Genomic DNA, 19,440 nt, shown 5'->3' on the forward strand with positions numbered 1-19,440 from the left:
ACTCATATCACTACAATTATGTATATGAATAGCATAATATTTTTCTTTTTTTAAAATTTTAATTATCTCATAAATATGTCTTACTCTCTTTGGTATTACTTTACAAAAAAAAATTAATGCGTTTTTATTTTTATAGCAAAGTACTTTTCCACCCAAATCCTCCATTTTACTTTTATAATAGAAATTATTTCCAATTGTCATAAAGTAATGAAATTTATATTTATTTTTATCAATATTTTTATTTATATTTAGACAAAGAGTCTCAATCCCTCCATTAGCTAAATTATTTAAACAATGTAATACGTTAATGACTTCTTCATCTTTATTTATCACTTTTTTAACACTCCTAAATATTTATATAAAATAAATTTTATTATTTAACTATTTTTTATTTTTCTATTTTCATAAATATAAATAAGACTATACAACTTAAGTTTCATACATATTAATGCAATTCTTTGCTTTAAAGGATAATACCTTATATTTTCCCAGGTCAATACTTCCTTTGTATTATTATCTTTTCCAAATCTCTTCATTTTCTTTATTGCTTGTTTATAATTTTTAAGATTTTTAGGATGAGCTTCATTTATAATACTCCAAATTATATATTGTAATTTATTTGTTTTTAACCTTTCCTTACTTTTTTCATTTAATAAATTTAACTTTAATAATTTTTTCTCTGTTAAATTCACTTGTTCCATAGCTATTTCCCACAAATTATCTTTATAATGCTTTGTAGCAGATTCTTTATTATACCTATAATAATATAATTGTTTATTTATCACTTTAGCCTTATAACATCTTCCTAAATAATCTAAATTAAAAAGCATATCCTCTGCTATTTTTATCCTAGGAAATTTTATTTTATTTTTATCTATAATATCTTTTTTATATAAGCATCTCCAAATACTTCCCATTATAAGAGGTTCACCTAAATCCTCTAATTCATTTCCTATCATAGGTAAAATTAAATTATTGAATATTTCATCTTTATTATATATACCAGCTTTTAATGGTTCTTCTTCACTTATTAATTCATTATTTGGTAAAACTCTATTATATTTACACATAACCACATCTGTTTTTTCTTTACACATAAACTTATATAAAATTTCATACATATTTTTATGTATAAAATCATCACTATCTACAAAAGCTATATATTTACCTTCAGCATTATTTATTCCTGTATTTCTAGCTATACTTACCCCTTCATTTTCTTTGTGTATAACTTTAATTCTATTATCTTTTTTTCCATACTCATCACAAATTTCTCCACTATTATCTGTAGATCCATCATCAATTAATAATATTTCTATATTTTTAAAACTTTGATTTATTATAGATTCAATACAATTATTTAAATATTTTTCAACATTATAAACTGGAACTATAACACTTATTTCTGCTTTCATTTAACACCTCTAATTATCTTTTTCTTTCTTCTAATAAATTTATTAATGTTGCACATAAGTGTGGCCATATCTTATAGGTAAAAAGGGCTATTTTACAAATTTTGCTAGCTTTAATATCTTTTCTATTTAACTCTTTATTTATTTTAATTTTATATTTATTAATACCTGTATATTTCTCACTAGAAAAATATGCATATGCTTTTAATAAAGTATTGGTATAAATATTATCCATTCTTTCCTTAAGTTCTGGTACATTGTTACATATAAAAGCATGTTTATCTTTCGTTCCTTGTAAAATAGAAACAATTAGCTTTTCTTCTTTTTTTCCCATAATACTATTGTTTCTTATATAATAGTAATATCCTTCAAAATCTAAATAGACAGTTTTTTTTGATAAATAAAATAACTTATAAGTAATATATAAATCTTCTGCCAATTTTCCTTTAGGAAAACGTATGTTCTTAAATAATTCTCTTTTATAGATTTTATTCCAAACAGCTCTATAAAGATATTTGCCTTGCAAATGATTTTTTAAAGCTTCTTTATTGTTAAATTCTATTGTTTTTTTAATATAATTATTTTCTTTCAAATAAATATTTCTTTTATAAAGCTTCTTAAACTTACACTCTACTATTTCAGCCTTATATTTCAAAGCCGTATTTATTAAATTTTCATACATATTTGGATGTATCCAATCATCACTATCTACAAATCCAATATATTCTCCCTTAGCAACATTTAATCCTACATTTCTAGCCTCTGCTAAGCCTTCATTATCTTTATGAATAACTTTAATTCTTTTATCTAATTTAGAAAAATCGTCACAAATATTTCCACAATTATCTGGCGACCCATCATCTATCAATATTATTTCTAAATTTTTATAACTTTGATTTGTTAAACTTAAAATACACTGAGAAAGATATTTTTCTACCTTATAAATAGGCACTATTACACTTATTAACTGCTTTTTCATAGCCCTTTATTCCTTTCTCTTTTTTAAATTCATATTTAATTTTTTTCCAATATTCATACATAAAAATTAATGTCATAGGATATATTTTCAATCTATGTCTCATAGCAGTTCCATAAGCACTAGTTCCCCAAGCAAAAATTAAATACGTTACTAAAAAAATTGCTATGGATAAATATTTATATATCCTTTCTTCCTCATTTTTAGGTCTATATTTAATAAAATATAATAAATAAAATATAAAAATAAAATATTGTAATAATCCATCTAAAATCCAAGCAATAGTTGTTTCTAAGGAAATTATTTGCCAAGGAAGTGGTGATATTGCAAACATTAAAAATCTATAAGGAGTTTGTAATAATAAATCTTTCCTATTTTCTGGAGTATTTATAATATATGCCGTATTGCCTTCTACATTTTGAGTTTGTTCTATCATATCTTCCGCATCATTTATATTTTTAAATTTAGTAGTCATTTTTTCTCCTAATGGAGTTACTAAAATAAATGTAGATATTAACACTAAAGCAATTACTGCTTTTATTCTAAATTTTAATTTTCTTTCTTTATAGTTATAAAAAGCTATAATTAATATATATATACCTACTATTCCTATCATTCCCGAATGACTAAGGGTAGGTATAATAGAAAATATTAAAGCTAATATAGCTGATATTTTTTTTCCTTTTTGTATATATTCAATTATTTTATATAAAGAAATTATAAAAAACATTTGAATATATACTTCTTTTAAATATGTGATTGAATATATTATTTCCATTGGTGTTATCATCCATAAAATTACTATTGCACTTGATGCTTTTTCATTTTTTGTTATAAGAAAGGCTGTTTTATATAAATAAATTGTAAGTATTAAAGAAAAAATAAAGGTAAAAAGATACGGTACATTATAATTATTTTCTAATAATATATAAAGTAATGCATTAAATTTAAGATATAAATCTGTACCTGATGAAAGAGAAAGAACTTCCCATATACTATTTGTTCTACTTATTATATCATTAGAGAACATATGATAAACTTGAAAATCACCACTAGTCATAGGTAAATTTTTATTTGCTATATCATATATTAACAGCATTAATTTAATAAAGAATAATGAACAAAATAAACTTTTCAATTTATTATTTTTTATGAAGTTAAAATTCAAATAAAAAAATATACCAATTAATATGATAGAAATCATTACTGTAGTAAATTTAAGTTTTATTATTGTTGAAACACCATATATAAATAAAATAAAAATAATAAAATATACTAATATCTTTAAAATTTTTTTTATCATTGTACCCAACCTTTATACTTTCTTATTTAGAGGATATGTTTATATACTTATTAAGAATATATGCAGTTGGTACTACCCCTAATACCTTAACTACAAGCTTAACTATCTTAACTTTTTTAGTTTTTCCATATTTAAGCAAAACTCTTAATTTATTTATATCTTTATAAAATAACTTTCTAGTATTTTTAGGAAGAAAAAATATTAATCCTATTAATACAATATATTCATAAGAATATATTGCTAAAATATAAGGTTTTAAATTAATAGCTACTTCTCCTTTTTCACATTTTTCACTCCATTTTTTTATAATAAATAATAAATCTTTCACATTTTTATAACTTATTCTATTAGTTATAGATCCTTGTCTTTGCTTTCTATAAATATAAAAATTAACATTGCATACATAAAAAGATTTAGCCTCTATTAAAAGTTTAGTACTCCAATCAATATCTTCACTTAGTAACCCTTTTTGAAAAAATATTTTTTTTTCTATGATTAAAGATTTTTTAACTAATTTAGTACATGCACTTCCTGGAAATTTTTCAATGTTAGCTAAATACTTTAAAACTTCTTCTTGAGTTTTATTATTAATCTCATATTTATTTAAACACTCAAAATTTTTTTCTAATAGATTATCTTTTTCAAAAAATTTAGCTGATGTTAAAAATACTACATCTACACCATATTTTGTATATTTTTCAATGGCTGCTAAAGAATTTGAAACCCAATAATCATCACTATCTAAAAATAATAAATAATCTCCTTTTGAAGCTTTTATTCCTACATTCCTAGTGTGAGATAGTCCCTTATTTTTTTTGTGTATAACTTTAACTCTACTGTCTTTTAATTCATATTCATTACATATTTTCTTAGAATTATCTGTTGAACCATCATTTATTAAAATAACTTCAATATTTTTAAAAGATTGATTTAACACACTTTCTACACATTGTTGTAAATATTTCTCTACATTATATACAGGAATAATTACACTTATTAAAGTCACTTAATTCACCTTTCTTATACATTGTTTATTCCTTAATTTTTAATAGTTATAAATGATTTTTAAACTCTACATCTTAAAAATTCTATACAATTTAACATTAAGTAAGTACTCTTATAAAATCTATATTTATTTAAAAAATAAAAAAATTTCCAACAAAAAGAAAAATGTTTAAGTGAAAAATCTTTATATGCATTTATCATAATCTCTTCATCTAAAAATTTTTTTATATTATTTTTTTTTATTTTCCATGAGGATTTATTATATTTACTACATTCATTTAATCCTAACCCCAAAGCTGAAGTACAAATTCTATTTCTTAAAGCTTCTGTAAATTCTTCATTTAAATTATTTTCTATTATAAAATATTCTATATATTCAAATAAAATTTTCCACTTTTCTATTAAATTAACTTTATATTTAGTTGTTAATGACTTAGGATTATCCTTCCAGTAATGATATAATGGTTTATTCCAAATAACTATCTTATTTAATTTATTCAATATATATATATTAAATAAAACATCTTCTGCCGATCCAATAATTGATAAATCAATAAATTTAAATTTATTTTTTTTTATAAATGAAGCTTTGTATAGTTTACCCCATACTGTTCCTAAAGAATCTAAGGTTGATGGATTTGATACCTCTTTTCCAACTGGACCTATAAGCTTTCTATTTAATTTATTATTTATATCTTCTCCTTCATATATTGTTAATTCAGGCAATTCAAAAATTCTTTCTTTAGAATGATTTTTGAATTCTCTTACATAAGTACACATAATTAAATCAGCATTTTCTTTTTCACATTTTTGAAACATAAGATTAACCATATCTAAATCCAACCAATCATCACTATCAACAAACATAATATAGTTACCATTACAAACTTCTATCCCTATATTCCTACAATATGAAACACCCTTATTTGAATTATTTATAATTTTTATTCTATTATCTTTTTCCAAATATTTATTTAAAATATCTAAACTTTTATCTACAGAACCATCATTAATAACTATAATTTCAATATCTTTCATAGATTGATTAATTAAACTTTCCATACATCTTTCAATATACTTTTCCACATTATATACTGGTAAAATAATACTAACCATAATTTTTTCTCCTAAATACTATCATAAATAGTTTCAATATCTTTTAATATATTATTTATGTCATAGTTATATATTTCTTTTGGAATAAAAAAATTATTTTTCTTATTTAAATAGCAATATTCTATAGCTTTAGCAGTACCTTTATAATCTCCTTTGTTTACCAAAAATCCAACTTCTTCATTACGAATTAAATCTTTACACCCTCTTATATTAGTAGCAATTATTTTTTTCCCATTAGCCATAAATTCCATTAAACATCTTGGTAGTCCTTCTCTGTATGACAAAAGTATTCCTAAATCTGAACAATTTATTAATTCATTTATATCTGTCCTAAAACCTAAAAACTTTATATCTTCTTTTAAATTTCTATTAGTACATTCTTCTATTAAATATTCTAATAACGGTCCTTCTCCTACACACAAAACTTTAATATTACAATATTTATTCTTTAAAAGTTCTAATGCTTTTATAAGTTGTATATGATTTTTATTTTTATTTAATTCTGCAATCATTAAAATAATGAAGTCATTTGATTTTAAATTAAGTTCCTTTCTTTTTAAATTTATCTTTTGCAAAGATAGATTTTTATAAATATTCAAATCAATACCTACTCCATTTACTAGATAAGTTTGTTTTGGTTTTAGTTTATCCTTAGTTATTTTAAAATCATCTTCGTTAATAGTTATAGTTACATCTGTAAATTTAGCCATAATTTTTTCTATAGGATAATATAATAACCAGCCTAATTTAGTACCTTCCTTAAGAAAATGATATCCATGGACTGTATAAATTATTTTTATATTTTTATAAATTATTTTCAATATCCTACCATATATAGATGCTATAGGGGTATGTACATGTATGATGTTATATCTATTTCTTTTATTAATTTTTATTAATTCTATAAAAGCTTTAACATTATTAAAACTCAAAGGGTTTCTAACAAAAGGAATTTCATAATGTATTACTCCATTATTTTTTAATTCTTCATTTAATAATTTATCTATAGAACTAGCACAATGTACTTCATACCCATTTTTTATTAACATTTTTATATGCTCAGTTAAAAATATATTTATAGTAGAACTAACAGTTGTAATATACAAAACTTTTTCCATTTATCTCACCATTACTAAAATTATTAATTTAATCTATTGTTTCTTCCTAATTTTTTCATAGCCATTTTCCTTTTAATTAACAGCTTGTCTTTCTACAGCTTTTATTTAACTATAAGAATAATCTTTTTATTATCTCTATAATATTATCTAAATCCTTTCCATCCATTTTAGTATCAGAAGGCAAACATAATCCTCTATTAAATATATCTTCTGATATACTGTTTTTTCTTTCATTTTTACTATAAAATTCAAAACTTTTATAAAAAGGTTGTAAATGCATAGGTTTCCAAACAGGTCTACATTCTATATTTTCTAATTCTAAAGCTAATATAATATCTAACGGTTTAACTTTAGAATTTTTATTTATAGTACACACACTTAACCAATAATTAGGCTCTCCATAATCACAAATTGGCATCATTTCTATATCACTAATATTTGAAAAAGCTCTTTTATAGCATTGAAATATTTCCTTTTTTTTATTAATTCTTTCTCTTAATACTTGTAATTGTCCTCTTCCTATTCCTGCCAAAACATTACTCATCCTATAATTATAACCTAACTCTTTATGTTCATAATGTCTTTCATTTTCTCTTGATTGAGTTGACCAAAATCTAATTTTATTTAAGGCCTCTTCATTATTAGAAATAATAACTCCTCCACCTGAAGTTGTTATTATTTTATTTCCATTAAAAGAATATAATCCAAATTCTCCAAAAGTACCAGTTTGCTGACCTTTATAAGTAGCTCCTAAAGACTCTGCTGCATCTTCAATTATTGGTGTGTTATATTTATTACATATATTCAATATTTTATCCATATTAGCACTTTGTCCATAAAGATGAACAACTATTACAGCTTTAGGCAAAATACCTTTCTTTTTATGTTCTTCAAAAGCTTTTTGTAAAGCAATAGGACACATATTATAGCTCTCATATGTTGAATCTATAAATACAGGAATACCACCCTCATATATTATGGGATTACAACTAGCAGCAAAGGTTAAACTAGAACAAAATACCCTATCTCCCTTCTTTACATTTAAATATTTTATTGCCATATGCAGTGCTGCTGTTCCCGAAGTTAATGCAGTTGCTCCTTTCACATTAACCTTATTTGCAATTTCTCTTTCAAATTCAGTTACATTAGGCCCTAAAGGAGCAATCCAATTGCTTTTAAAAGCTTCTTTTATAAAGGACTCTTCTTTACTTCCCATATGTGGTGAAGATAAATAAATTCTTTTTTTTTTCATAAATTTAACTCCTTTTATATTTTTTATATATTAAAGGCTAATTTTAATTTCACTATTACTATCTAATCTTTTATAAGTTGGAACTATTTTTTTCTTTTTCTTTTGTTATTTTCTTCATACTTATAATAACCATAATATTTATTAACTTTCTTACTAATTCCATTTAAAACTACACCTATTATATTAGCTTTTACAATCTCTAGTGCTTTTTTACCTTCCATCAATTGTTTTTGTTTTGTTTTTTCAGCTTTAACAACTAATATAGTACCATCAGCATTAGCAGCTAGTAATTGCCCATCTGTAACTACAAGTAAAGGTGGAGTATCCACTATAATATAATCATATTCATCTTTTAAACTTTTTAATAATTCTTTCATTGTATTTGAACCTATCATTTCAGAAGGATTAGGAGGAATTTTTCCTGTAGTTAATGCAGATAAATTCTTATTTATTCTAGTTATAACTTCACTTTTATCCTTATTTCCAATTAAAACTTCTGATAATCCATTTTCATTAGATATGCCTAATCTTTTATTAACATTGGGATTTCTAAAATCACAATCTATAAGTAAAGTTTTACTATTATTTTGAGCTAATACACAAGCTATATTTCCTGATACTGTAGTTTTACCCTCATTGGGTTCACTACTAGTTACTACTATAACTTTTAATTTTTTATCAATAGATGAATATTGTATATTAGTTCTTAAAGCTCTATAAGATTCTGCCTCTATAGATTTAGGCATTTTATCAACTATGAACATTATTTTCTCCTTTAATTATCTTTTTATCTTCCTCTAAAATTTCACCAATAACAACTACATTTATTAAATTTTCTACCTCCTCTTTGTTTTTTATTCTATTATCAAAATAATCTAATAAAAACACTAACACTAAGCTTAATAATAAACCTACTACAAATGATGGTAAAATAAAATTTTTCTTTGTAGGATATATAGTATTAATAATAGGCTCTTCTAATGTTTTTATATGAACTCTTTCAATAATCTTTTTAATACTTTCTTTAAACTCCTTAGATGCAGCATTTAAAATTTCTATCATTTCATTAGTATTTGAATTAGTATATGATATTTCAACTATAGGTAACTTTTCATTTTTAATAATGCTTAATCCACTTTGAATTATTTCTGCATCAGCTTGTATATTATATTTTTCAACTAATTGATGTGAAAAATTGTTCATATAAGCTAATTCAATACAATAGTTTATTATAGAATTATAGGAGTCTAACTGTTCTTTTGTATGCATAGTTTCCATATCTGGAGTATTTCCTATAAATATTTCAGTTTTAGTAACATATGATAATTTTAAATTAGAATTTTTACTATAAGTTGCATATGCTCCAATTGAAGTTGAAATAAAAATTATTAATACAATTATCCAGAACCCTTTTTTTAACACATACTTTAAATGTTCAATATTCAAAAATTTTTCTTCCATAATACCTCCTTTTACAAACTTCTTCACAACAATTTTAAAGTAAAATAAAATCATATATTTAATGTTTATATTCACAATAACTGTTAAAATAATATTCCTTTCATAATATTTTTAGAACTAAATGTATTTTGCTAAATTTTAATTAAAGGTAATATACGCATTAATAAAAAAAGTAGCAAGTATTTCCAAAAACTGAATAATTACAACTTTTTTACTATAAAAGTTCAAAGTTATAATTTAAACAGTTTGTAGTCAATACTTGCCACTTCTATTTAAAATATTATTTTTTTATTGTTATATCAAATACTTGATCCATTGGTACATCTACACCCTCTGTACCTGCCGTAGGAATAATCTTTACTATTTTAACTCCTGAAGTATTCATTAAAGACTCTAATTTACTTGTAGCATTTTTAAAAGTTTCACTATCTACTTTAAAATTATCTACTAATTGATATCTTAAAACAACCTTATCCTCATTGCTTACATTATAAGAAATATTAGTGTTACTTTCAAAAACTGAGTTTATTTTTCTACTATTTTCAAAAGTTTTAGAAACTGTTCTATTTAACTCACCATTTAACTTAGCTAATATTTTAGCACTAGCAAATTTACAATCTGCTCCTCCACTAACTTCTGCTCCTGTTATAAGTTTTATTCCAAGTGCTTGCCCAATGTTTAACTGCTCATTTTTATTTATTCCTACTGAATATTTTTTATTTAAAGTATGACTTGACCCAGCAGGAAGATCTATAGTATCTATAAGCTTCCAATAAGTTGTTCTTTCTATAGCATTATCGTGATATAAATATGCTAATTTGAATATTGTATCTCCTCTATAGAAATCTTTATCTAAAATTTCTTTTTTTGCTATATTAGTTATTTTTTTGCTTTTATAATTATTTTTATTTATTACAAAACCATTATTTAATATAATAGAAAAATCTCCATCTCCTATTGATAATTTATTATCTATAAAATATGCAAAAGCTCTTTTTAATGCTAATTCTGCATAATTATTTTTATTTTGTTTAGATTTAGTTGCATCTAATTTAACATCCACGTACATCCAAGGGTCTACAATTGTTTTTTCCTTAGCTACCTGTATTTGTGATTTTATTTTTCCATCAACTACAGCAACTTTTTGTGTAGGAATAGTAATGTCTCCATTGTATGCTTTAACTGCTGTTGCTGAAGAACAAGTTAAAAAAATACTTAATGCTGCTATAATTAATTTTCTTCTCATAATCACACATCCTTTTATTAAATTTATCTTTTGTTTTTTATTTTTCATTAATTACAATAACATTATAGCAACTTTTTATTCATACTGTATAGTGAGTTATAAAGGTAACTTATCCAAATCACTCCTCACTTAACCTTTTATCTAATAGGTAGTTTATATTCCATGCTCGAAACTTTTTATTTTGTATTTTTTATTAATACATATCTTCTTAAGCCACCGTATTTAATTTTATCTGCTTTTATTTCATATCCTAATTTTATAAATGTATTAACACTAAATTTATTATATGGTGATGCAGTAGCACACATAATTGGAGTACCTTGTTCTTTACCTATTTCCTCTAAAACTTTACAAATTATTTTTTGAAGACTATTTCCTCTATATTCTTCCTTTACAATAGTAGTATCTATATGACCAACCTTTAAAAGTTCTTCTCCTTCAATTCCTACATCATATCCATAATTGCTTTTGTCATATCCTCTTTTTAAATATACACCAAAAGCAATTAATTCATCTTCTTCTGTAACACATCCTAATATTTTACCATGAGAATTTAAATAGCTTATAAATTCCTCTCTGTTAGTCGGCACATATAATTGTCTATCCTCTAACCCTTGCAAAACTATATTTTGTAACTCCATTATTTTATTTATATATGATAAATCTAACTCTTTTAAATAAACTTCTAAAACTATTCCATCTTTTCTTTTTACATTTAATACTTTATTCATAAATCCTCCTTAATACTTAATTATAACTATATAAACAAATACTACAGTATTTTTCTAAAATATTCAAAGTAAACTTGTTATTAACATAACTTTCAATTTCTTTTTATTCTATTTATATTACTTTAACTTCATTATTTTAAAATATTATAAAAAAATTTTACGTAAAAAATAAACATTACTTAAAGTTATTTCTTAGTTATTTAACTATTCAACTAAAAATTACTTCAATAATGTTTATCTTTCTTTAGTGTGATATTATATTTTTTAAAGTTTTTATTATACTTTCATTTTACTAATTGTTATCATAATTTTTTATCTATTTATTTTACGTGAGTTTTTTATAAAATTATATTAAGCTTCTTCTGCTTCTAAAGTTTGTGTTTCTAAGTTTAATTCACTATCTGAAATTCTCTTTGAATTCTTACTTACTTTTAATGTTAAAGTAAGAAGAGCTAATGCTCCTATAGCTCCTATTATTATAAATATGAATGCTCCGTTCCATCCAAATTTATCTGCTATAGAACCTAAAACTAAGTCTGCCATTGTTTCACCACAAAGATATCCACAAAGACCTGAGAATCCAGTAGCTGATCCTACTGCAAAACTAGGAACAACATCTATTAAATTCATTCCTATTAAAAGTTGCGGACCATATATAAAACATCCAATAAATGCAACTGAAATTATTGTAATTATATAATTATTTGTTTGCCAGTAAGCAACTGTAGCAATTATAACTCCTATCATACACATTATACTAAGAGGTGCTCTTTTTCCTTTGAATAATACATCTGATAACCATCCTAATAAAATACTAGCCGGAATAGCTGCATACTCAAATAAAAACATAGCCCAGTTTGCATTAGCAGCTGAAAACCCTTTTGCTTCTGTTAAATAAACTGGGATCCAATTAACTATACCTTGTCTAATTAAATAAACAAATACATTTGCTAATGCTAAGTACCATACATACTTATTTGTAAGAACATATTTAATCATTATTTCTTTTGCTGATAAATCTGTTCCCTTTTCTTCAGTTTTAACCTCTGGATAATCTCCTGTATACTCTTCTATTGATGGTAATCCAACTGACTCTGGAGTATCTGCACCTATTAAGAAAACAAATATTGCAAGAGCTATACAAATAACTGATGGTAAAAAGAATATACTTTGGAAATGACTTTCTCCCCATATTAAAATAGCTAAAGTTGCTATTGGAGCTATAAGTCCTCCTCCAATATTATGAGATATATTCCATAAACTCATTTTTAATCCTCTTTCTTTTTGAGAGAACCATTTACCTATAACTATAGAACATGGTGGTGCTCCCATACCTTGAAAGAATCCATTACAAATCATTAATATTAGAAACATAACCATACTATGAGAAAATCCCATAAATATGCTAAGTATTGCTGAACCTAAAAGTCCAATTCCAATAAAATATTTTACATTAGACTTATCTGATAATCCCCCTAAAACAAATTTACTTAATCCGTAAGTTATAGCAAGTCCCGTACTTATTAATCCTATTTCTGCTTTGGAGAAATGAAAATTCTGAATTAAATATGGTGATGCCACTGCAAAGTTTTTTCTAACTAAATAATAACCAGTATATCCTACAAATATCATTAAAAACATACGTAAACGATAAATTTTATATGCTTTAGACACTTGATTTGCTGGTAATTTTTTAATTGCAGGTGCCTGCTTTAAAAAACCAAACATTTTAATCCTCCTATTAATTTGATAATGTTTTCACGTGAAATCTCTACAATAAAATAGTAAAACATTAATTCAACAAAAAAATCTCTTAAATGTTTCATAATTGTAACATTTAAGAGATTTAATATAAAAATTTTATTAAATATTAATTATTATTCCAAAGCTCCATTACTCTATTTCTATTTTGTGCTGCTTTTTCAAAGGAATACTGTTGAAAAATATCATAATCATAATGCTTTATATTTTTCGTAGATAATCCAGTAGAAAAATTATTTAATTTATCCTTTAAATAATCAGATAAGCAAAAATCTATAAATGCACTAGCCACCTTATTATTATTTCTATTTTTTATTTTAGCCACTGCATTTACATTCCATCCAGCATTTTTAGGAACTACATTTATTAAATCTACATTTGACTTTTCCATTATAAGTTGATCCCCTAAAAAATTTATGGTAATAGGATATTCTCCTGAGGCTACATTTTGAACTGCATTAAATCCACTTACCGTAAAGGCTTTAGTATTTACTTTAATTTTTTTTATAAACTTAATAAACTCTTCTTCTCCAAGCTGTTGATAAAGAGATGCTAATAAAGTATATCCTGTTCCTGATGTTATAGGATTAGGTAATATAATAGAATTTTTATATATCGAATTTAACAAATCATTAAAACTACTTGGTTTTTGTATATGTTCTTTATTAAATTTTTTATCCCAACTATCTTTATTTATAGCAATTGCTAAAGGTTCTATTTCAAACCCTGTCCAATATCCCTTAGAGTCCTTAAATTTATCTGGTATATTCTTCACATTAAAAGATTTATATTTCTCTAATACATCATTAAATTTTAAAATCTCATATCCATCACAGGTTCCACCAATATATATATCTGCTTTAGGATTTTTAGCTTCATCTAAAATTCTTGTTACAGCTTGCTCTGTTGGTAACTTAATATATTCATACGTGCAACCTGTTTCTTTTTTAAATAACTCAAAAATAGCTTTAGCCTCTTCATCTCTTAAAGTAACATAAGCCACTAAATGTTTTCCTTTAAGATTATCAAAATTATATTCCTTTTTACTCCATATTTTAAATATACTAATATGACAAACCCCATATATTGTTAGTATCATTAATAATGTTATCTTTATTTTTTTATTTAAAATTTTTTTCATCTAGTTCACCTTTTATATATACTTTTTTACCATTCTCATCTCCTAAATATTGAAAAATTATATACTCTTTGTAAACATCTAGAAAAATACTATTCTCTGTATTGTTCATTTTATTTTTATCTAAATATATTCTAAAATTAAATTTAGAAGTTTCTTTTAAATCCATATTTAAAAACTCTTTATTATCTGATAATACTTTAAACTGTTTTAAGTTATTAATTAAATTTAATTTTTGCTCTTTGCTTAAAATAATTTTATTATTTCCACTATAATAAACAATTTTATTATTTTCTTTACTAATTATATTTAAAATATTATCATAGCAATATAAGTTTTCTACCATCATATTCCTTAATTCATTTATAAGATAAGTATTGCTATAAAACTCCTGTCCATTTATTTCTAAAATATTATCAATTTTAAATTTATTAATAATATTATCTGAATATATAATTTCTCCAAATAACTTAATTGCTTTAGAATCTTTTTCTAAATTGATATCTATCTTATTTCCTTTACAGATTTCCCTTATATTCTTTAATACATTATTTATTATTAATTTATTAGTTATTATTTGCTCACCTAAATTTTCATTTTTTATAACTATTTGCTCTGGAATATTAGTACTTAAAACTGCTTTGTTATAAATTCCAGTTGATACTATTTTTACATTATTATATATTATGTTATTCATATAATAGTAAGAAATATAACATACCATAATCATAAAAATATATATGTATATTGATTTTTTCAAAACTTTTTTCATTTTTACTTCCTTATTATATTCTATGTAAGATCCAAAGTTATTTAATATTAAAAGTTACTATGACTTTACACCCTTGGTCTAATATAGATTCTATTGAAAATTCTCCATTTTGACTATTCATAATTTCTTTACATATATTAAGACCTAATCCTGTACCTTTAATTTCTTTATTATTTTTATCAAAACCAATTCCATCATCTCTTATTAATACATCAATACTATCTTTTTTTCTTATAATTTCTATAATTATAAGTTCACATCCACTATATTTTATTGCATTGTCTATAATATTTATAAACACTTGTTTAGTTTTATTATAATCCCCATATACAAAAGTATTACTATATTTTTTAACAATTTCTATATGATAATTATTTAATCTTATGTTAAAGGATTTTATTACTTCATCTAAAAGTGATTTTAAATCTATAAATGTTGATTCTATATTGAAAACATTTTTATTTAATTTAGATAAATTAAGCACCTCTTCTACTAAAGCTAACAACCGTATTCCTTCCCTCTGTATGTATTGTGAACTCTCTATTATTTGCTCTTCTTCTTTAAGCTTAGGAATTATTTCAGAAAAACCTATTATAGAAGTTAAAGGAGTTTTAAATTCATGAGATACATTATCAAAAAAATTCTTTTGTCTTTCTTTAGATTCTTTAAGCTGTTTAATATAATCTTCTAAACTACTACTCATAGTATTAAAAGTACTAGCTAAATCTTCTATTTCATCCCCACTACATATAGAAACCTTTTGAGAAAATAATCCATTAGCAATTTTCTTTGATTTTTCTTTTAAAATAATAATAGGCTTTACAATTCCTTGTGCAAATGTATTTATTAATAATACTCCTATCATTATAGAAATTAAAGAAAGGATCATCATTATAAGTATTGTTTTTCTTATTATTAATGAAGCATTTGTTTCTTTATATATAAATCTAAGAACACCATAAGTTTTTCCATTATGAAAAATTGATGAAGATAACAATATCTGTGGAACTCCATCTATCTTTTTTACTAAATATGCTTTTTTTCCTTCTAAAGCTTTATTTATATCCTCATTATATAAACTTAATTCATTTTTTTCTGAATCATAAAGAAGCTGACCTGAAACTCCATATAATTGAGTTCTTAAATTAAATTTATCACTCAAACTAGTGATTAAATACAAACCAGACTCTTCTAAAAAATAATTTATATCTGTTGGATTATTTGTTTTTAGCACATCTTCTATATATCCTTGTGCTGATTCACTTTTAACTAAAATATTTTTTACTGAATTTGATATTATATTTTCAGTTAAAGTATTAATTGTTAATAAAGAAATAAATAATATTATAGGTGTTAATATTAATATATTAGTCAATATAATTTTATTTTTTATATTAAGTTTTAATTTATTCAACATCTAATTTATAACCTGCTCCATAAATAGTTTTTATGTATCCTTGACATTTACCTAGCTTTTTTCTTAAACGCTGAATTAATATGTCCACGGCTCTAGTTGTTCCCTCAAACTCAAACCCCCAAACTATATTTAATAATTTTTCTCTAGAAAATACTTTACCCTTATGCTCACATAAACAGCTTAATACTTCAAATTCCTTATAAGTAGTATCTATACTATTATTTTCTACTAAAACTTTTCTTTCTTGCTTTAATATAATCAGATTACCTATAATTATTTTATTTTTTTCTTTTTCATTTTTATTAGGTATTCTTTTAGAAACACTCTTTATTCTTAATAATAACTCTATGCTATTAAATGGCTTAGTTATGTAATCATCTGCTCCTAATTGTAATCCTAAAAGTTTATCATTTATATAACTTTTAGCTGTTAACATTATTATTGGTATATCCTCTATCTTTTTTATTCTAGGTATTAAACTAAATCCATCTATATCTGGTAACATAGCATCTAAAATTATAATATCTGGCTTTTCACTCATTACTATTTCTAAAGCATTAAATCCATTTTCTGCTGTTAAGGGAATATAACCCTCTAGTTCTAAATTCATCTTAACTAATTGTAATATACTTTTTTCATCATCTACAACAAGAATCTTCATATGTTTTTCCTCCATTTTAAATACTAAAACTTTAAATTTTCTTCTAACTCATTAAATATTGTTTCTTTTAAATGTTTTACTATTACAACTTGTCCAAATGAATTTGTACATATATCTATTTTATAAGTACAGACATTTATTAATCGTTGTAATGGATTTTGTTCCTTTGTTATAGATTGAATATTATTTTGCATTATTAAATATGTAATTTTTTTTATAGAACCAGAAGAAGCAATTACATTATTTTTACTTACTCCTAAAAAATTATTTTTATAATTTATACATCCTAATATAAACTGCACTAAAGTTAATAAAATTATTAGTGAATATTTATAAACCATAGGAATAAAACTTATAAAATGTAAAATTATAAACATAAAAATCATGGAAAATACACATCTTTTTACTATAAATTTTGAAAAACATTTTAAACTGGTATTATGTATTTGCCCATTGAAACTAAATTTTGGAAGAAAATCTTTTATTATTTTTTTCACAATATTTTTATTAGCTATAGGATAAATTATAGCTTTTTTATCATTACTATCACCATATCCAATTATAACAACTTCAATACTATACACACCTAAAAATTGTTGTATTATATTTTGTTTTAATTTTACAGCTTGTATTTTTTTTATAGGTAATAAATATTTTTTTCTTGTTATTAATCCATATTCTACATTTAGTTTATTCTTAATTTTATAAAGCTTAAAATCATTAAATTTTATAAAATTAATTACAATAGAAACAATTGTTGCTATTATATAAACTATTATAATTAATAAAATTAAATATTTAATTTTTATAAACCATGATGCATTATCTAAAATAGTATCTTTAGCATTCATAACTACACCATTAACTTTACTATTTACTTTTCCCATAATACTTTTAGAAATTATATCATTTATCTTATTCCATATAGCAATGATTCCAAGAATCCATGCAAATTTATTAGTAGTTAAAGAATATATTACTATTTCTTTTAAAGATACATTTATATATTTATCTATAACTTCTATTTTATTTTTATTACTACCAATATGCTCTTCTTTAGAATCTATCATTTTGCATTTGCTATTGAATAAAAGTTTATTAAATTCTTCAGCCAAAGATTCATTAAGTATTAGTATTAATTCTGCTTTTTTTTCTGTAGCAGCACCTGTATCAATTTTTAATGTACATGTATTAAAAATTCTATTTACTAAGTTTTTTTCTGTATTTATAGCTGTTATTTTATTAAAAGGAATAGTTTTTTTATTTTTACATAATATACCCTTTTCATAAATAATTGTATCCTCTTTAATATAAAATATAGTTTTCCACCATTTTAAAGTAGCTATAATTAATACTATAATTACTCCTATTAGTAGACCTATTATTCCAAAGTTTTTCAATAAAACTAAAAATATGAAAAAGATTTGTGTAAGTATTTCAATTATATACTTTTGAATACTTGTCCAATGATTTCTTTTGCTTTCTTCAAAACTATACATTTACTTCCACCTTTTCTTTAACTTTGTCTTTTAAATATTCGCTTATTTTTTCAGCTTTTTCTAATTCTATATTAGGAATCCTATGAGTTCCACCTGCTGTTACAATTTCAATATCTACTAATTTAAAAATTCTATTTATAGGCCCTTGATTAAGATTTATATGCTGAATTCTTATAATAGGTATTATAGTTCTTCTTATGGAAAAAATTCCTTCTGAAAAATCTACTTTATCATTATCTATTAAATATCTCCATTGCTTATACTCTATAAATGGATATAAAAAAGTATTTAATAACAATAATAAAATTATTGTTCCAATGATTATATGGATAAAAATAGCATTATTCTTTCCCCATTGAGTATGCAATACTTTTATAATAAAATAATCTAAACCTATTAATATACTTCCTATAATTAAAGTACTTATAATCCTAGAGATAAACCAGGATTTTTTTGCATTATGATTTAATTTACTATACTCCATTTTTTCCTCCTTTTAGTAAACTTACAATTTAAGTAATTGATTTTAAATGTAATATAAATTTATTATAATCATTTATAAATTTATTACC

The 19,440-nt window shown here is 23.0% G+C and carries 19 protein-coding genes; all 19 read right to left on the minus strand.

Annotated features, from left to right (window positions below):
• The coding region (locus GBZ86_RS04685) for a glycosyltransferase family protein (protein ID WP_207707421.1) at positions 1 to 333 on the minus strand (333 nt) is incomplete at its 3' end.
• Between the two features lie 44 nt (positions 334 to 377).
• Positions 378 to 1,415 carry a glycosyltransferase family 2 protein gene (locus tag GBZ86_RS04690; RefSeq protein WP_152888226.1) on the minus strand — a complete coding sequence of 346 codons (1,038 nt, stop codon included), beginning with the start codon at positions 1,413 to 1,415 and terminating at the stop codon, positions 378 to 380.
• Between the two features lie 13 nt (positions 1,416 to 1,428).
• Complete coding sequence (locus GBZ86_RS04695) at positions 1,429 to 2,391, minus strand: glycosyltransferase family 2 protein (protein WP_152888228.1); 963 nt, start codon at positions 2,389 to 2,391, stop codon at positions 1,429 to 1,431.
• A complete protein-coding gene (locus GBZ86_RS04700; RefSeq protein WP_152888230.1) occupies positions 2,351 to 3,691 on the minus strand; it encodes a glycosyltransferase family protein in 1,341 nt (446 codons plus the stop codon). Before GBZ86_RS04700 ends, GBZ86_RS04695 begins: the two co-directional genes overlap by 41 nt.
• Before the next feature lie 22 nt (positions 3,692 to 3,713).
• A complete protein-coding gene (locus GBZ86_RS04705) occupies positions 3,714 to 4,697 on the minus strand; it encodes a glycosyltransferase family 2 protein (RefSeq protein ID WP_152888231.1) in 984 nt (327 codons plus the stop codon).
• A gap of 59 nt (positions 4,698 to 4,756) precedes the next feature.
• Positions 4,757 to 5,812, minus strand: coding sequence for a glycosyltransferase family 2 protein (locus tag GBZ86_RS04710; protein WP_152888233.1), 1,056 nt, complete (start codon positions 5,810 to 5,812; stop codon positions 4,757 to 4,759).
• Between the two features lie 11 nt (positions 5,813 to 5,823).
• On the minus strand, positions 5,824 to 6,930 hold the full coding sequence (locus GBZ86_RS04715; RefSeq protein ID WP_152888236.1) for a glycosyltransferase family 4 protein: 1,107 nt from the start codon (positions 6,928 to 6,930) through the stop codon (positions 5,824 to 5,826).
• A gap of 109 nt (positions 6,931 to 7,039) precedes the next feature.
• On the minus strand, positions 7,040 to 8,182 hold the full coding sequence (locus GBZ86_RS04720) for a DegT/DnrJ/EryC1/StrS family aminotransferase (RefSeq protein ID WP_152888238.1): 1,143 nt from the start codon (positions 8,180 to 8,182) through the stop codon (positions 7,040 to 7,042).
• An 83-nt stretch (positions 8,183 to 8,265) separates the two neighbouring features.
• Positions 8,266 to 8,946: a CpsD/CapB family tyrosine-protein kinase gene (locus GBZ86_RS04725; protein ID WP_152888240.1), complete on the minus strand. Its 681-nt coding sequence runs from the start codon at positions 8,944 to 8,946 to the stop codon at positions 8,266 to 8,268.
• The gene (locus GBZ86_RS04730; RefSeq protein WP_152888242.1) at positions 8,933 to 9,643 is read right to left on the minus strand and encodes a YveK family protein; all 711 of its coding nucleotides are present in this window, start codon (positions 9,641 to 9,643) and stop codon (positions 8,933 to 8,935) included. The genes GBZ86_RS04725 and GBZ86_RS04730 overlap by 14 nt, the downstream gene beginning before the upstream one ends.
• Before the next feature lie 280 nt (positions 9,644 to 9,923).
• Entirely contained in the window at positions 9,924 to 10,889 is a 966-nt protein-coding gene (locus GBZ86_RS04735; RefSeq protein WP_152888244.1) for a hypothetical protein, read from the minus strand.
• Positions 10,890 to 11,065: 176 nt separating this feature from the next.
• Positions 11,066 to 11,620, minus strand: coding sequence for a GNAT family N-acetyltransferase (locus tag GBZ86_RS04740; protein ID WP_152888246.1), 555 nt, complete (start codon positions 11,618 to 11,620; stop codon positions 11,066 to 11,068).
• Positions 11,621 to 11,971: 351 nt separating this feature from the next.
• On the minus strand, positions 11,972 to 13,348 hold the full coding sequence (gene pgtP / locus GBZ86_RS04745) for an MFS transporter (protein WP_152888248.1): 1,377 nt from the start codon (positions 13,346 to 13,348) through the stop codon (positions 11,972 to 11,974).
• Between the two features lie 142 nt (positions 13,349 to 13,490).
• Positions 13,491 to 14,522, minus strand: coding sequence for an ABC transporter substrate-binding protein (locus GBZ86_RS04750; RefSeq protein WP_152888250.1), 1,032 nt, complete (start codon positions 14,520 to 14,522; stop codon positions 13,491 to 13,493).
• Positions 14,503 to 15,291, minus strand: coding sequence for a DUF3919 family protein (locus GBZ86_RS04755; RefSeq protein WP_152888252.1), 789 nt, complete (start codon positions 15,289 to 15,291; stop codon positions 14,503 to 14,505). The genes GBZ86_RS04750 and GBZ86_RS04755 overlap by 20 nt, the downstream gene beginning before the upstream one ends.
• 37 nt (positions 15,292 to 15,328) lie before the next feature.
• Positions 15,329 to 16,708, minus strand: coding sequence for a HAMP domain-containing sensor histidine kinase (locus GBZ86_RS04760; RefSeq protein ID WP_152888255.1), 1,380 nt, complete (start codon positions 16,706 to 16,708; stop codon positions 15,329 to 15,331).
• The gene (locus GBZ86_RS04765) at positions 16,698 to 17,369 is read right to left on the minus strand and encodes a response regulator transcription factor (RefSeq protein WP_152888257.1); all 672 of its coding nucleotides are present in this window, start codon (positions 17,367 to 17,369) and stop codon (positions 16,698 to 16,700) included. The genes GBZ86_RS04760 and GBZ86_RS04765 overlap by 11 nt, the downstream gene beginning before the upstream one ends.
• 23 nt (positions 17,370 to 17,392) lie before the next feature.
• The gene (locus GBZ86_RS04770; RefSeq protein ID WP_152888260.1) at positions 17,393 to 18,868 is read right to left on the minus strand and encodes a PH domain-containing protein; all 1,476 of its coding nucleotides are present in this window, start codon (positions 18,866 to 18,868) and stop codon (positions 17,393 to 17,395) included.
• A complete protein-coding gene (locus GBZ86_RS04775; protein WP_152888262.1) occupies positions 18,861 to 19,352 on the minus strand; it encodes a PH domain-containing protein in 492 nt (163 codons plus the stop codon). Before GBZ86_RS04775 ends, GBZ86_RS04770 begins: the two co-directional genes overlap by 8 nt.
• Positions 19,353 to 19,440: the final 88 nt, after the last annotated feature.

It is taken from the genome of Clostridium tarantellae (assembly GCF_009295725.1).
In the GTDB taxonomy this organism is placed as follows: domain Bacteria; phylum Bacillota; class Clostridia; order Clostridiales; family Clostridiaceae; genus Sarcina; species Sarcina tarantellae.

Bases quoted from the DNA above. Each gene is read 5' to 3' on its own strand.
- GBZ86_RS04725 (WP_152888240.1), bottom strand. From the start codon at position 8,946: ATGTTCATAGTTGATAAAATGCCTAAATCTATAGAGGCAGAATCTTAT.
- GBZ86_RS04740 (WP_152888246.1), bottom strand. From the start codon at position 11,620: ATGAATAAAGTATTAAATGTAAAAAGAAAAGATGGAATAGTTTTAGAA.
- GBZ86_RS04775 (WP_152888262.1), bottom strand. From the start codon at position 19,352: ATGGAGTATAGTAAATTAAATCATAATGCAAAAAAATCCTGGTTTATC.
- GBZ86_RS04765 (WP_152888257.1), bottom strand. From the start codon at position 17,369: ATGAAGATTCTTGTTGTAGATGATGAAAAAAGTATATTACAATTAGTT.
- GBZ86_RS04735 (WP_152888244.1), bottom strand. From the start codon at position 10,889: ATGAGAAGAAAATTAATTATAGCAGCATTAAGTATTTTTTTAACTTGT.
- GBZ86_RS04720 (WP_152888238.1), bottom strand. From the start codon at position 8,182: ATGAAAAAAAAAAGAATTTATTTATCTTCACCACATATGGGAAGTAAA.
- GBZ86_RS04690 (WP_152888226.1), bottom strand. From the start codon at position 1,415: ATGAAAGCAGAAATAAGTGTTATAGTTCCAGTTTATAATGTTGAAAAA.
- GBZ86_RS04710 (WP_152888233.1), bottom strand. From the start codon at position 5,812: ATGGTTAGTATTATTTTACCAGTATATAATGTGGAAAAGTATATTGAA.
- GBZ86_RS04770 (WP_152888260.1), bottom strand. From the start codon at position 18,868: ATGTATAGTTTTGAAGAAAGCAAAAGAAATCATTGGACAAGTATTCAA.
- pgtP (WP_152888248.1), bottom strand. From the start codon at position 13,348: ATGTTTGGTTTTTTAAAGCAGGCACCTGCAATTAAAAAATTACCAGCA.
- GBZ86_RS04755 (WP_152888252.1), bottom strand. From the start codon at position 15,291: ATGAAAAAAGTTTTGAAAAAATCAATATACATATATATTTTTATGATT.
- GBZ86_RS04715 (WP_152888236.1), bottom strand. From the start codon at position 6,930: ATGGAAAAAGTTTTGTATATTACAACTGTTAGTTCTACTATAAATATA.
- GBZ86_RS04700 (WP_152888230.1), bottom strand. From the start codon at position 3,691: ATGATAAAAAAAATTTTAAAGATATTAGTATATTTTATTATTTTTATT.
- GBZ86_RS04695 (WP_152888228.1), bottom strand. From the start codon at position 2,391: ATGAAAAAGCAGTTAATAAGTGTAATAGTGCCTATTTATAAGGTAGAA.
- GBZ86_RS04760 (WP_152888255.1), bottom strand. From the start codon at position 16,708: ATGTTGAATAAATTAAAACTTAATATAAAAAATAAAATTATATTGACT.
- GBZ86_RS04730 (WP_152888242.1), bottom strand. From the start codon at position 9,643: ATGGAAGAAAAATTTTTGAATATTGAACATTTAAAGTATGTGTTAAAA.
- GBZ86_RS04750 (WP_152888250.1), bottom strand. From the start codon at position 14,522: ATGAAAAAAATTTTAAATAAAAAAATAAAGATAACATTATTAATGATA.